Source organism: Lysinibacillus sp. YS11, from assembly GCF_002896375.1.
GTDB lineage: Bacteria > Bacillota > Bacilli > Bacillales_A > Planococcaceae > Lysinibacillus > Lysinibacillus capsici.
In genome coordinates this window covers 421,780-436,546 of record NZ_CP026007.1, presented here as the reverse complement: position 1 = coordinate 436,546, position 14,767 = coordinate 421,780, and the positions used below count along the sequence as shown (strand labels likewise).

Annotated in this window: 14 protein-coding genes; 3 read left to right on the top strand and 11 right to left on the bottom strand. The window is 37.3% G+C overall.

Annotated elements, in window-relative coordinates:
- Positions 1 to 9: 9 nt before the first annotated feature.
- Positions 10 to 1,182 (bottom strand): saccharopine dehydrogenase family protein, encoded by a 1,173-nt coding sequence (locus LBYS11_RS02060; RefSeq protein ID WP_048393296.1) that lies wholly within the window; start codon positions 1,180 to 1,182, stop codon positions 10 to 12.
- Positions 1,183 to 1,208: 26 nt separating this feature from the next.
- Positions 1,209 to 2,687 (bottom strand): aldehyde dehydrogenase family protein, encoded by a 1,479-nt coding sequence (locus LBYS11_RS02055; protein WP_004229708.1) that lies wholly within the window; start codon positions 2,685 to 2,687, stop codon positions 1,209 to 1,211.
- A gap of 579 nt (positions 2,688 to 3,266) precedes the next feature.
- Here LBYS11_RS02055 and LBYS11_RS02050 point away from each other — a divergent pair.
- Positions 3,267 to 4,067 (top strand): TIGR00266 family protein, encoded by an 801-nt coding sequence (locus tag LBYS11_RS02050; RefSeq protein ID WP_004229711.1) that lies wholly within the window; start codon positions 3,267 to 3,269, stop codon positions 4,065 to 4,067.
- A gap of 38 nt (positions 4,068 to 4,105) precedes the next feature.
- Here the strand turns inward: LBYS11_RS02050 and LBYS11_RS02045 are convergent, their stop codons facing one another.
- The 4 genes from LBYS11_RS02045 to LBYS11_RS02030 form a co-directional block, all read right to left on the bottom strand.
- Positions 4,106 to 5,068, bottom strand: a complete 963-nt coding sequence (locus LBYS11_RS02045; protein WP_004229713.1) for a 2-hydroxyacid dehydrogenase — start codon at positions 5,066 to 5,068, stop codon at positions 4,106 to 4,108.
- 215 nt (positions 5,069 to 5,283) lie between these two features.
- Complete coding sequence (locus tag LBYS11_RS02040; RefSeq protein WP_103117366.1) at positions 5,284 to 6,576, bottom strand: globin-coupled sensor protein; 1,293 nt, start codon at positions 6,574 to 6,576, stop codon at positions 5,284 to 5,286.
- Positions 6,577 to 6,870: 294 nt separating this feature from the next.
- Positions 6,871 to 7,707: an undecaprenyl-diphosphate phosphatase gene (locus LBYS11_RS02035; RefSeq protein WP_175400802.1), complete on the bottom strand. Its 837-nt coding sequence runs from the start codon at positions 7,705 to 7,707 to the stop codon at positions 6,871 to 6,873.
- A gap of 104 nt (positions 7,708 to 7,811) precedes the next feature.
- Complete coding sequence (locus LBYS11_RS02030; protein WP_066038436.1) at positions 7,812 to 8,891, bottom strand: metallophosphoesterase; 1,080 nt, start codon at positions 8,889 to 8,891, stop codon at positions 7,812 to 7,814.
- Positions 8,892 to 9,200: 309 nt separating this feature from the next.
- Between LBYS11_RS02030 and LBYS11_RS02025 the strand changes: the two genes are divergently transcribed.
- Positions 9,201 to 10,349, top strand: a complete 1,149-nt coding sequence (locus LBYS11_RS02025; RefSeq protein ID WP_048393289.1) for an acyl-CoA dehydrogenase family protein — start codon at positions 9,201 to 9,203, stop codon at positions 10,347 to 10,349.
- Between the two features lie 36 nt (positions 10,350 to 10,385).
- On the opposite strand, the gene LBYS11_RS23415 is transcribed toward LBYS11_RS02025, so the two are convergent.
- The 5 genes from LBYS11_RS23415 to LBYS11_RS02010 all read right to left on the bottom strand — a co-directional run bounded on the left by LBYS11_RS23415 (position 10,386) and on the right by LBYS11_RS02010 (position 14,377).
- The gene (locus tag LBYS11_RS23415; RefSeq protein ID WP_233732367.1) at positions 10,386 to 11,705 is read right to left on the bottom strand and encodes a sensor histidine kinase; all 1,320 of its coding nucleotides are present in this window, start codon (positions 11,703 to 11,705) and stop codon (positions 10,386 to 10,388) included.
- A gap of 53 nt (positions 11,706 to 11,758) precedes the next feature.
- Positions 11,759 to 12,595, bottom strand: coding sequence for a hypothetical protein (locus tag LBYS11_RS23410; protein WP_233732365.1), 837 nt, complete (start codon positions 12,593 to 12,595; stop codon positions 11,759 to 11,761).
- A 16-nt stretch (positions 12,596 to 12,611) separates the two neighbouring features.
- Complete coding sequence (locus LBYS11_RS23020; protein ID WP_155483369.1) at positions 12,612 to 12,767, bottom strand: hypothetical protein; 156 nt, start codon at positions 12,765 to 12,767, stop codon at positions 12,612 to 12,614.
- Positions 12,745 to 13,437: a response regulator transcription factor gene (locus tag LBYS11_RS02015; RefSeq protein ID WP_048393287.1), complete on the bottom strand. Its 693-nt coding sequence runs from the start codon at positions 13,435 to 13,437 to the stop codon at positions 12,745 to 12,747. Before LBYS11_RS02015 ends, LBYS11_RS23020 begins: the two co-directional genes overlap by 23 nt.
- Before the next feature lie 76 nt (positions 13,438 to 13,513).
- Positions 13,514 to 14,377 carry a DMT family transporter gene (locus LBYS11_RS02010; protein ID WP_103117365.1) on the bottom strand — a complete coding sequence of 288 codons (864 nt, stop codon included), beginning with the start codon at positions 14,375 to 14,377 and terminating at the stop codon, positions 13,514 to 13,516.
- A 155-nt stretch (positions 14,378 to 14,532) separates the two neighbouring features.
- Here LBYS11_RS02010 and LBYS11_RS02005 point away from each other — a divergent pair, with 155 nt between their 5' ends.
- A complete protein-coding gene (locus LBYS11_RS02005; protein WP_004229745.1) occupies positions 14,533 to 14,763 on the top strand; it encodes a MerR family transcriptional regulator in 231 nt (76 codons plus the stop codon).
- Positions 14,764 to 14,767: the final 4 nt, after the last annotated feature.

The following is a 14,767-nucleotide window of genomic DNA, read 5'->3' as shown; positions in this document are numbered from 1 at the left end:
GGTCAGCACCTACCATTTCACAATCATAGCAGACTTATGTGATGTCTCTTTAATGACAACACCTCGTTTAGCCATCTCTTCAATATACGTATCACCTGGCACGATTGCTTCAGGCGGGAATACACCATGCTCTGTAATAGCACCGGCACCAATCATCTGAGCAACAACTGAAATCGTATTTGCCGTAGCACGGGCCATAGCTGTTTCATTAATTGTCATATCTTTACGTACAACCATTTCATATTCATATGTCACCTGCTGTTGGGCCTTTTCACCTGCTACAATAACACGTAACAATACAGCATCAGGTTTTGAGCCCAATTCAAGCTTCTTTTTGAGTGCCTCTCGTACGACTGCACGAACAGGCACTTCTTGATTATCCACTTCTACCTTATTCGCAGAATCAAGGAAGCCTAAGTCTGCTAAAAGTTTAAATTTCTCAGCATGGCCTTTATAACGGATGGTTTTATATTCTAATGTGCGGACATTCGGGAATGTCTTATACAATGTGGAGATACCACCAGATGTATAAAATGCCTCAAGCACACCGAAATCATCAAAATAAATAGGTTCAACGCCTGATAGGGATGGAACTTCTTCAAGCTTGCCCTTCTGAATCGTTTTTGAAGGCTCAGTATAATGATCGAAAACGCCATCTAAAGAAAACACGCGTGTATAATGAAGCGGAGGCTTTGGCTCAGTTGGAATACCACCAACAAATAGTTTAATAGATTCTACTTCGTCTAATTTTGAAGCACCATAGCCCGCTAGAATATTGATCATGCCGGGAGCAACACCTAGGTCAGGAATGATTGTAACACCTTTTGCCTTTGCTTCCTCATGTAAATCTAATATCTTCTCTGTAACGCCACCGATATGACCACCTAAATCAACGGAATGGACGCCTGCCTCAATAGCTGCTCTTGCTACTCGTTCATTGAACGAATAAAACAATGCATTGACGGCAACATCCCCCTTCGAAATAACACTCATTAATGAATCGTCACGTTCTGCGTGTAGCTCTACCACTTCTACCTTATTTGTATCTAGCGTATCTACAAAGTCCTGTGCAACTTTTACATCGATATCACCTAAATACACACGCTCCACTTTATCGTTTTTTATTAAATCACGAGCTACCTCTTTCCCCATTAAACCTGCACCTAATACAACAACTTTCATCAAGAACATCCCCTTTCGTTGATCTGTTACTCTGTATCGATTTGTGCTCTTTGTAATTTACCGCTGTAGTCTACATAAATACTCTTCCACTCTGTGTATACATCTAGGGCTGCTACACCTGAATCACGGTGTCCATTTCCTGTCCCTTTAGTACCTCCGAATGGCAAATGGATTTCAGCACCTGTTGTTCCAGCATTTACATAAACAATACCTGTATCTAAATCACGTTGTGCGCGGAAAATTGTATTGACATCTTGGGAGAATATTGAGCTAGATAAGCCAAATTTCACACCATTATTTACTTCAATTGCTTCTTCCAAACTTGCCACTTCAATTAGAGATACGACTGGACCAAAGATTTCTTCTTGAGCAATAATCATGTCAGGCTTCACATTTGTAAACAATGTTGGCTCATAATAGAACCCTTTATCATAAGGTGGTTCATTTAGTATCCTGCCACCTGCTAATAATGTAGCACCCTCTTGTTTACCTATTTGTACATAGTGATTAATTTTTTCCAATGCTGCTTTATTAATCACTGGCCCGATTTTTACTCCCTCATCTAGACCATCCCCAATTGTGAGCTTTTGCATTTCATCTAAGAGACGTTTCTCTAATTGTTCTTTTACATCTTTATGCACAATGACTCGACTACATGCTGTACACCTTTGCCCAGCAGTACCAAATGCGCTCCATAAAATCCCTTCTGTAGCTAGCTGTAAATCAGCATCATTCATGACAATAACAGCATTTTTGCCACCCATCTCTAAAGAAACCTTTTTCAAATGCTTCCCGCCAAGCTCAGCTACTTTACTGCCCGTTGTTGTAGAACCTGTAAAAGAAATAACCTTGACGTCAGGATGTTCAATTAATGCTGTGCCTACTGTAGGTCCTGTACCAAATACGATATTAGCGACACCATCTGGTAAGCCTACTTCCTCAAAGATTTTACCCATTTCATAGGCCATCATTGGAGTCTCATTAGACGGTTTCCAAATGAATGTATTCCCTGCAACAATGGCAGGAAATGACTTCCATGTGGCGATAGCAACAGGGAAATTCCAAGGTGTAATGAGTGCTACAACGCCTATAGGTGCCCTTACACTCATAGCAAATTTATTGGCAAGCTCAGACGGTGTTGTTTCACCAAACAATCTACGTCCTTCACCAGCCATATAGTATGCCATGTCAATTCCTTCTTGGACTTCTCCTCTAGCCTCTTCAATGACCTTGCCCATTTCTTTTGTTAAAACGGTCGCCAAATGTTCTTTTTTCTCTTTCATTTTTTGACCGATGGCATATAAATAATCTGCACGTTTTGGTGCTGGTATAAGTGCCCAGCTCTTTTGTGCTTGTTTAGCAACAGCTACAGCCTCGCCTACCTCATTCGAAGTAGAGCGTGGAATGGTAGCAAGCTGCTCACCGTTTGCAGGGTTCGTCACTGCTATACTTTGTAAATGTGAATGTGTGATCCATTTACCACCGATATAGTTTTTAATCTCCACTACATACACCCCCTGAAATACTCTATGATGCCTCAGCTGTTGTACCAGTCGTATTCCATAGGTATAAGTCTATGAATTTAACCAGAATCCATTTCGCCTTGGAATAATTGCGTCCGAGCAGTGGAATGTTCTTACACGTTTCACTATTCGTGACAGCTACCAGTGGCTTTATCTCCATACATCAATAGTTGCTCCCCACCAAAAGAAAAAATGTCTCATTAGGAATCTTGGAGTGAGCGGAGATAAAATATGTCAAAATTCCGAATTTTCAATATACACCACACCTTGTAATACTAGCATTTCAATAATAATCGGTGACAACTGCCAGAGGCTTTATTTCCACTTAACTTCCTTACCTCAATATAGAGGATGACTTCTAAATTTAGAAGCCTCTTAAGGTTATGTATATTCACAATACCCTTAGTTAAATGAAAATAAATAATACACATTCTAGTTTTTTATATTCGACATTTTCTAACTAATTCCCTTTTTTTCTAAAATATTTAATTTTCTATTGAAACCAATGTAACTTATAATCGTATACAATATCATTAAATTTATTTTTGGAGGAATCCCTTTATGAATAATCATGAAATTGACTACAAGTTATTTGGTGACGACATGCAATATGTGCAAGTTGAGCTTGACCCTCAGGAAACAGTTGTTGCAGAAGCAGGAGCGTTAATGATGATGGATGATTCGATCCATATGGAAACTATTTTTGGTGACGGCTCACGAGGTGGCTCACAAAGTGGTCTAATGGGTAAATTATTAGGTGCCGGAAAACGCCTAATAACAGGTGAGAGTTTATTCATGACAACATTCACAAACGTTGGCTCAGGTAAGAAGCATGTTTATTTCGCATCACCATACCCAGGGAAGATTATTCCGATGGATTTAAGCCAATTAAACGGTAAAATTATCTGTCAAAAAGATGCATTCTTAGCTGCTGCTAAAGGGGTCTCTGTAGGCGTTGAATTTCAGAAAAAAATTGGAGTAGGCTTCTTCGGTGGTGAGGGCTTCATTATGCAAAAGCTAGAAGGTGACGGCATGGCATTTGTTCATGCAGGAGGAGCCATTCATGAAAAAACATTACAACCGGGTGAAGTTTTACGTGTGGATACAGGATGTCTTGTAGCAATGACATCCAATGTGGATTACGATATTGAAATGGTTGGAGGCGTAAAAACAGCCCTGTTTGGAGGCGAAGGAATCTTCTTTGCTACATTACGTGGTCCTGGAACAGTGTGGGTACAATCATTACCATTTAGCCGTTTAGCCAGTCGTGTCTTTGCAGCTGCCCCTATTTCGCAAGGTGGAGGCGGTCAATCTAAAGGTGAAGGCGGTATCGGCGGCTTATTCGATTTATTCAATAGATAAAAAAATGGAGCATATCTTTCACCGATATGCTCCTCTTTTTAATCAATTCGATTGGATATTGCCTTGCCTTGTCCATAAGCAGTCAAAGCTTTTACATTTAACATTAGCATAGCCGTTCTCGTTTCTAATGACGCGCTACCGATATGTGGCAGAGCTACTACATTTGGAAGTGTTAATAAGGGATGATCCATCGCAATCGGCTCTTGTTCAAACACATCTAGTCCTGCAGCCCAAAGCTTCCCATTTTTAAGAACATCGTATAGCGCATCCTCATCAATAATTCCACCACGTGAGGCATTAATTAATACCGCATCTTCTTTCATCAAAGCAAGTTCCTTTGCACCAATGAGTCCTTCCGTATCACTATTATAAGGTGTCATAATCACAACAAAATCAGATTGCTTTAATAGATCCTCCAGCGAAACATACTGGAAGCCATACATTTCTTCTGCTTCATGACGACGTCTGCGATTATTATACAAGATTTTCATATCAAACCCTTTTGCTCTTCTAGCAACAGCTTGGCCAATTCTCCCCATGCCAATAATGCCAATTGTGGCTCCTGAAACATCCTTGCCAACCAGTTGCATTGGATACCAGCTTTTCCATTTGCCCTCACGTAAATATCTTTCACTTTCTGGAATTCTACGAGCAGTTGCAAGCAGTAAGCCAAATACTAAATCCGCAGTTGTATTAGTTAAAACTCCAGGCGTATTTGTCGCCATAATGCCTCGTTTTTTTAAAGCCTTCACATCAATATTATTATATCCAACTGCTAAATTCGTCACTAATTTTAAGTTGGGTGCATGCGAAAGTAATTCTTCATCTACTTGGTCAGCTATCGTTACCCACAGTACCTCACAGTCAGCGACAGCTGCGAGCAATTTTTCACGTGGAATCACAATTTCTTCCTCATCCCATTGTGAGATTTCATAAAACTCCTGTAGCAGTTCAACAATATGTGTAGGAAACTTACGTGTTATAAATAATTTCTTTTTCATGCTCCAAACACCCCTCTACTCAATTCCCTAATTCGCCTATAGCGTAACACTTAAAACAAGCATTTTCTAGGGTTTTGTAATCTTCCTCTTTCTATAAAATTTGCTATTAGCTAATTCATCAGCCTCTTAGTTGATTTATCCATAAAATAAGACCTTTTATCCTAATTCACATACTAAAAAACTATGCATAGATAGTATGCATAGCTATATTTCTTTTAAAACTCTCTTATTGTTGTATTTAAGCGATTAGCCACCCTCGCTAATTCTTCCGAAGATTCACCAATCGATTCAATAATAGTAGCTAATTCAGATACTTGATTATCGACTTTTTGGAAATTTGAGATCGAAACTTCTACAGAACCCGAAATCGCATCAAAAGCTTTTAGAGATTCAGCATTACGTTCGATACTACTATTTACAAGTTCCTGTATGTTCTGAATTGCTTGTACAACTTGTGTTGTGATACCATTTGACGTCATGATTAACTCAGCAATCTGTTCAACAGAGCTTTTCGTTTGATCCGCAAGCTTGCGTACTTCGTTTGCAACAACTGCAAAGCCTTTACCATGCTCACCGGCACGTGCCGCCTCAATTGCAGAGTTTAACGCAAGTAAATTTGTTTGCCCAGAAATACTTTTCACAATTTCTACAACGGCATTTATTTTCGAAGAGGATGCATCTAATTGCTCCACCATATTTGCCATTTCAACGGTCTTATGATGAATCTTCCCTGTTTGTTCATTAATAGATATTATTTTAGTATAGCCTTCATTAGACACTTTTTGCATTGATTCTGCTTCATACATACTTTCCTTCAAAGAAGCGTTGACACGCTTTGCGCTATATACAAGTTCTGTTACTGTTTCAGTTGTAGTTTGTGATTGAACCTCTAATTGTGTAGAAATTCCGCCTATAACATCCTTTACATGGTCCCTAACATTATTACGTTGTGTTTCAATTAGTATACTTGCATAGCTATCATATTCTTCTAAAACGATTTGTTGTTCAAAATTACATATTTTACTGATAGCATCACAAAACTTCTCTTCTTCGCCCTTTGGTAATCGTAGTTCATAGACTATTTTGCGAAGTGATTTCTCAAGTATTTGAAATGCAGCTAAATACCATTTCGGATATAAATTAATCTTTACATGCATTTTTGCCACACGTCTTCGCTTCTCTAAAAAGGCTTCATCTATTCGTCCCTCAAACATTTCAATAATATGGTGACGTAATGTCTGACGTAAACGTTCGCTGGAGCTATGTGATTGAATAACCTTTTGTAAGGCAGGAACACTTTCTATTGCATGATAAAATGCCGCTACCACTTCTACTACATTTCTTTCTACATATGGTTTTAAACTATTAATCAGCTGAAGATCATGCACACTTAACCCTACAAGATTTAATTGTAGTAAACGGTCTGGATCTTCTATAAAAATACCGATTGTTGTTTCATTGCTTATTTCAATTGTATTTTTCTTAGATCTATTGATAAGTTGAAACATTTTCTCCACCTCATATATTTAATCATATATCTTAATAAGTCTATATTCCTACTTTTTATAAAAAAACAACAAATAATTAGACACTTTATGTATCAATTATAATCTCAAAACATCTAAATGAACAATATGTAGGTAAATGTTGTCTAATATTATTATAATTCGCTATTAATTTATGCTTTAACATGATTCTTTATGCTCATTTTCTATCAATTTATTGAAAAAATGGATATATGATTCAATAATCTTAACGCAAAAAAAGCCACTGCTTCTTGAAGAAGAAGCGTGACTTATTGTTTACATGAAAATGATAACGCAAAGAACTGCTGCTAAAACTAAACGATAAATGGCAAAAGGCATTAATTTTACCTTTGAAATAAGCGCTAAGAAAAACTTAATGGACAATAATGCAAAGACGAACGAACTAATGAATCCTACAGCATAAAAGCCAAAATAGTCCATTGATAAAGTATCCCAGTTTTTCAAAACGGATACGAGGCTAGCTCCTGCCATGATTGGCACAGCCATAATGAATGTAAAATCGGCTGCAACACGGTGACTCATACCAAATAGTACCCCACCCGAAATCGTTGCACCTGAACGAGAAAAACCTGGCCATAGTGATAGGCATTGTACAAGTCCTACCTTAAATGCTAAACCATAAGAAATCTTATCTAAAGAATCAACTTTTGGTTTTCTCGGTGCCAACTTATCTGCAGCAATCATCAGAATTGCTCCTGCCACTAGTGCATAAACAACATGCTCTACTTTAAAAAGATGGTCGTCAATAAAATCCTTGAATGCAAAACCTAAGACAACTGCTGGTAGCATACCAACAATAACATGCAATAAGTTAAAGCGGCCATTTATGGACTTAGCTTGACCTTCAATTTTATATAAACCAACTAAGCTTAGCATACGTTTCCACATAACTACGATAACCGCTAATATGGAACCAAGTTGTACAACAATTTTAAATGTGTTGGCAGGATATTTCCCTAAAAACTCCTCAGTCTTTAACCACATATCATCCACGATAATCATATGTCCCGTAGAAGATACTGGTGCAAATTCTGTCATACCCTCGACAAAGCCTAATATTAATGCTTTTAATAACTCTATAATTTCCACCATGTCACCTTACCTTTTTTAATCAAATACCCACTTATTATAAAATACTAAGTTTTTATATACTACTGCCTTTTCACCTAAGAAGCCGATTGTTAGATTATCACATACTATTTAAATGTTATATCTACTACCCAAAGCTCTGATCTACTGCCAATTCGCATCGGTGGGCCCCAGAAGCCATAGCCTGATGAAACAAGTGTATGCATCTGTTCCTTCAACTTATAACCATAATCCAGTTCAAATACACGAGCTGTTATATACTGATTCGGCCACAGCTGTCCCTTGTGTGTATGACCAGACATATGTAAATCAACGCCCATTTGGGAAGGCGTGTTTAAATCGTCAGGTGTATGATTCATTACAAGCCATGGTAAATTAGCAGAAGGCTTTAGCACCTCAAGTGGTTTTCTTTCTTTATTCGTTCTGTCCTCTTGCCCTGTTAATATAAACGCATCTTCTATAAGAATTGTTTCATCTAGGAGCATTTTCACATTGGCATTTTCCATTTCCTTAATAAATTCAGGAATTTTTTTGCCATAATATTCATGGTTACCTAATATACCATATGTTCCATATGTAGATGTTAATTGTTTCATGACATCTGCCATACCCTCTTGAACAAACCATTTAGGGTCATCGTCCACAATATCCCCAGCTAACAACACGATATCTGGTTGTGCTTCATTAGCTAAGCTGACAAAACGTTGTAAATGTCGTTTATGGGATAAAACACCTAAGTGAAAATCAGATGCTACAACAGCTCTTAGTGTGTTTAAGTCACTATCTTGTTTATCAACAGTTATTTCTAAATGACGAACAACTGGAGAGTAGGCTAAATAGGAGCCAATGATACTTAACAAGAATAGGATAGCTACTGCTATACTACCTATTATTTGCACGTTTTTAAAAGGTGTAAGCCAAATAATGAATTGTGCAACTAAACATAGCAATAAGCCATATTCAAAGATAAACATCCAATAATTACTGATTACAGAAAACACACGTAATGACTCGTGTAATCTTCCGATTATAATACTAAAAGCAACCATATACAGCACGATCCAAAATAATACTGGAAAACGAAACCACCCCATTGCTACAAGCCACTGCTTTACTCCCCACCCTAAATAGAAAGTCAAAGCACTATAAATACTAATTAAAAGAACAGCGCCGATTACTTTTGGCATAACCAAGTCCTCTACTTTCTTTCTATAATTTAATTGATTATACCATTATACTTATCAATCATATTGCTTAAAGCACTTGAATAATCTTCTAAAGAAAGTAGGAACTTGTCCCTTTATTCTATGACAAATTTAAGTTTACCTTTTCATTTCATTCGTTACTCTCGTTTTACATGACATTTCACTGTATATAGATGACATTTTCGTCATTTACATACTAAACGCTACTTTCATTTTCGCATTCCTTCCAGTAACATAGTAGATGAACGAGCAAAATCGCGTATTTACGAAGAAAAAGGGGTGCTATTTCAAATGACACGTTATAAATTTGAAACAACAGAGCATGAATTATTTCGCAAAACCTTTCGTAAGTTTTTAGCTGAAGAAGCTGAACCGCATTATGCCCAGTGGGAAAAGGATCATCTTATTCCGCTTTCTTTTTGGCGTAAGCTTGGTGATATGGGTTATCTTTGTCCACAAGTAGAAGAACAATATGGCGGGCTAGGCTTGGATTTCAGCTTTGGCGTCATTATACAAGAAGAACTTGAACGTATAGGCTCAAGTCTTATCGGGGTTGGCCTGCATAATGATATTGTTGTCCCGTATATCGAAGCATATGGGACACACGAACAAAAATCTCGTTGGCTACCAAAATGTGTCACAGGCGACTATATAACAGCTATTGCAATGACGGAGCCTGGCACAGGTTCAGACTTGGCTAATATCAAAACGTCAGCCATTCGCGATGGGGACCATTATATTGTAAATGGTCAAAAAACCTTTATAACAAATGGCATCCATACAAACTTAGCGGTTGTCGCAGTAAAAACAAATCCTCAGGCTGATAAAAAACATCGTGGTATTAGCCTACTTGTTATTGAAGAGGGCACACCTGGCTTTACAAAAGGAAGACAGCTCGAAAAAGTTGGTATGCATGCCCAAGATACAGCTGAACTCTATTTTGAAGATTGTCGAGTGCCTGTTCAAAATCTACTTGGCGAAGAAGGCAAGGGCTTTCATTATATGATGGAAAAACTGCAGCAAGAGCGATTAGCAGTAGCGATTGCCGCACAAACAGCCGCTGAGGATATGCTTACACTAACGCTGGACTATGTGAAATCACGTCAGGCTTTTGGCAAAACAATTGGTGACTTCCAAAATACACAATTTAAAATAGCTGAAATGGCTACTAAAATCGAGCTTGGTAAATCCTTTTTAGAATCATTGATTGAAGAGCATATTGCAGGCAATGATGTTGTGACAAAAGTTTCTATGGCAAAATACTGGATTACCGAAAATGCACGTGACCTTGCTACGCAATGTATGCAATTGCATGGTGGCTATGGCTATATGGAGGAATATAAGATTGCTAGAAGATATAGAGATATACCTGTTATGTCGATCTATGCTGGTACTAATGAAGTCATGAAGGTTATTATCGCCAAAAATTTAGGCCTATAATAAAAAAGGCGGCAGAAGTTTGCCGCCTTTTTACCATTAAACTGCTGGAATTCGAACGATTACTTTAAATAAATCGCCATCTACATCAATGCTCATTCTTGCTCCATGTAAATCGACAATGGATTGTGCAATGGCTAATCCAAGCCCTGAGCCCTCTGTATGACGTGAGGCATCTGCACGTTTAAAGCGTTCAAATAATTCCTCAGCATCTTCACTAATTTCATACTTTGCTACATTTTTCACCGTAAATTCAGCATCGCCATCTGCCGTACGCTTAAATGTCACATAAACACGCGTTCCCTCTAGCGCATACTTCAAAACATTGACAATTAAATTATCAATAAGTCTCCACCATTTTTGACCATCCACATATGCAAAGATTGGATCATGAGGCATGGTCATTCGTAAATCTAGTTGTGACTGTGTTAAATCCTCTTTATGCTCCCCTACAGCTTGTTGGATAAGCTGTGTTAAATCTACTCGACTGCGGTGAAGTTCAATATTACCACTAGCCATTTTCGATACTTCAAAAAGGTCTTCAATCAGCACTTTTAAACGTTCAGACTTTTTATCCAGTATATGGATGTATTGTTTCCGTTCTTCCTCTGTAATATTTGGCTTCTTCAGTAAATCGGTATACGTAATTATAGAGGTTAAAGGAGTACGTAAATCATGACTCACATTTGTAATCAGCTCTGTTTTTAACCGCTCACTTTTCGCCTGCTCATGCATGGACGTACGCACACCTTCTCGTAAATGATTGAGGTTTTCTGCATGACCTGAAAGCGGAGATTTACCTTTTACCTTTACATCACGATTTAAACGTCCTTCAGCCATATCCTTCGTATCTTTCATAATACGGTTTAAATAACCCATTCTTGATAGGAAAACAATCATAGCAGGAAATCCTATAAACATACAAATGCCAAGTACAAGGACTGGAAAAGCTCCGCCTCCTATCATGGTAGCAACAAGGCTACCACCTCCAAAGAAGGCTGCGGCTAGCATTACAATTGAATGTAATGCGATCGAACGATTAATAAATAAGTCAGTCAACGAATCCCCAAGTGACCATAAATAGCTCGATTTCACATTTTCCTCTAGCTTATTCAAAGTATTTACTCTTGTATACAACCAAATTAATTGCACGAAGAAAGCACTACCAATTACCATTAAAACAAGTATTTTAAAGCCAATATCGAGTATAAAACGGACATAATTATAATTATAAACAGAATTATATTCAATAGATTCAAAAACAACCTGGGCTGAAATGAAATACATAAGGCTCGTTATTAACAAAAGAATAATTTGTACATCGATTTTATACTTTGTTAAAAGATCTTTTTCCTTCATACTCGTAACTATCTGTAATAAGTCTTTACGCCCCCTCCATACAAAGACGGCCATTAAAATACTTGTGAGCCAAATAAAGTAGTGAGTATATTGATTGCGTTGAAACTGTTGAAATTGTTGATACCCTCCCTGTATAACATCTTCTGACATAGCTGCTTTTTTGAAATAGCTATTACACCTGTATATTCAGCTGTTTCGTAAAGATCATCTACATTCACGTATGTTTCGGTATTGTAAAAAATATCTCTTAAATTCTCACTGATATTCCATGCATATAGCGGTTTTCGATCAGTATACTTAATTTTATAGGCACTACTTTCGGTAACATCACCTGCACGGTACGTTTTACCAGTTTCTGTATTGGTCAACTCATAAGACCAATAGTCATAGTTTTTTCCAAAGTTTTTGGATTCACCTTTTGCTGCTTTAATATATTTATCAATGAGGGCCTCCTTTTCAGCAAGAATCTTTTTTCTTACATGCTCATCATCTTCAAAATTTGCTGTAATATCTTTAATTTTATTATCACGTTCAGACACTAGCTTTGTCTTTAATTCTGTTGCATTGGCATCTATAGCTTCCTGAATACGTTGTTCGTATTGTGCCTTAATATTATCGATTTGCTGTCCTAATGTACCATAATAATTACGATGATCTTCTATTTCAGTTTGAGTAATCTCAATTTTATTTTTCAATTCTTCTGCATTTGGTACATTAATTACTAACGGTCCTAGTTCTCCCGTGAAATTATCGATTTCATGTTGGAAATTTTCCGAATCAAAATATGATTTACCAATATACTGATAGCCCACATTATAAAAAGTAAAGACTCCGAAAATTGTCCAGATTAAACACATTAATACGAGAAGAGATTTCCATTTTTTTATCATCCCTTTTTACACTCCTCTAAAAAATTCTTTCTAACAATTGTAAAACCTCTGAGGAGCGAGAATCGACGATTTGATAGGCATAAATTCCAAAATAGATAAGCCCAATAACACCTGCAATAAATCCAGCAATAGTCATATACTTCTCTAATTTATTTTTCCATTTTATAGCCAACGCCCCATACCACCTTTAGATAGCGTGGATTTTTCGGATCAGCTTCAATTTTCTCACGTATTTTCCGAATGTGAACAGCTACAATATTTTCAGCATTATAAGCTTCCTCATTCCAAACACGTTCATAAATTTCACGAATCGAAAACACACGCCCTGCATTTTTCATTAATAGTTCTGTAATTTTATATTCTATCGGGGTTAGTCGAACTGGTTCTCCTTCTAGTACAACCTCTTTTGCCTCTTCATCAAGAATAAGTCCGTCTATTTCCACTTTTGTAGCTCCCTCACTATACGTTCCTAGCTGAACATAACGGCGCAGCTGAGATTTTACACGTGCCAACAGCTCTAATGGATGAAATGGCTTTGTTACATAATCATCTGCTCCAACCGATAATCCATGAATCTTATCGCCATCCTCCGCCTTTGCACTCAGCATGATAATCGGAATATTACGCTCTTCCCTAATTTTAAAGGTTGCTGTAATTCCATCCATATTTGGCATCATGATATCTAAAATTATTAAATGTACTTCATTGTTCTCTAGCTTTTTTAATGCATCTAAGCCATCTGCTGCTTTAATGACATGATAGCCTTCATTTTTTAAATAGATTTCAATACCATCACGAATATCTTGATCGTCATCTGTAACAAGAACTGTTAATTTCGTCATGATATACACCTCGCTCTCAAATATAAGTGTATCTTTTAAATCTTAAAAACCAGCTATTATAAAAATGAAGAATTTCTTAAGGTTTTAGCTTTTTTCTCCCACCCAATGTTAAAACAACAATGCCACCTAAAAGCATCGCTACTCCAAGCCAGGAAACTATACTTAAGTGTTCTCCAATTAAAAACACACCAAGAATTGCAGCAGTCAATGGTTCTGCTAATGAAAGTGTTACAGCTGAGGATGAACTAATTTTTTGTAGTCCACTTAAAAACAGGAAATACGCTACGCTTGTACACATAATCCCCATAAATAACATTGTCCATAAGTTGTGCACATCTACTAACCAGGAAAATCCATCTTGTATAGAAAACGGCAGTAAAAACAAAGCGCAAATGGAGAATGTCATAGCAACTGCGGGTAATGCTTCTTCTTGTGCCATTAATTTTTTACTTATGCTTGTGTAAAATGCAAAGGACAAACCTGCACAAAGCGCTAATGTGAATCCGCCAACGTGAACAGACTCCTCTCCATTATTCATAAACAATAAAAGACATCCGATAATGGCCATCAATGTAGCAAGTCCCCATACTGCTGTGGGACGTGTTTTCCATACTAGCCACTCTAATACACCAGAAAACACTGGTGCACTACCAATAGTAGCAACAGTTCCAATGGCTATACCTGTTAGACGAATGGATGAGAAGAAAAGACCTTGGAAAAACGCAATACTAGCCGCAGCTAAAATTGTCCATTTCCATGACCACCTTAAAAAATTAATTTTCCTCATTATAATCGTAATAGCTAATAATAAACTGCCACCAATTGCAGAACGAATCGTGGCTACAGCTATTGGAGATACCCCTTCATCCAAATATGTCTGGGCAGTACCTGTCATTCCCCATAGAATAGCTGCTAGTAATACAAACAATGAATTTAACATTTTTCAGCTCATCCCCGCTTCACATCTTTCTCCATACTAATCATACATATTTATCCAAAATCAAACAATTATCATTTTTACTTTTCTTTTAATTCCAATAGTATGTTTTCTCATGAATGGACGTTATAATAAAAACAGTAAAAGGAGCGAATCGTATGTACAAATCAATTGAAGAGACAGCTATTGATCTTGGTATGCCTGAGGATCAAGTAATGCGTCTAATTTACGAAGGACGCATCCGTTCTGTTTACGATGGCCAACAAATTTTAATCAATAGTGGACAATTCAGCACTTATTTTAAACAATTGGAACGTATAAAAGAGGAAATTGAAATTTGGCGTGCTACTCCTATTCCAGAGGACATAGACGTCAAAGATGAAGACTAAAAGC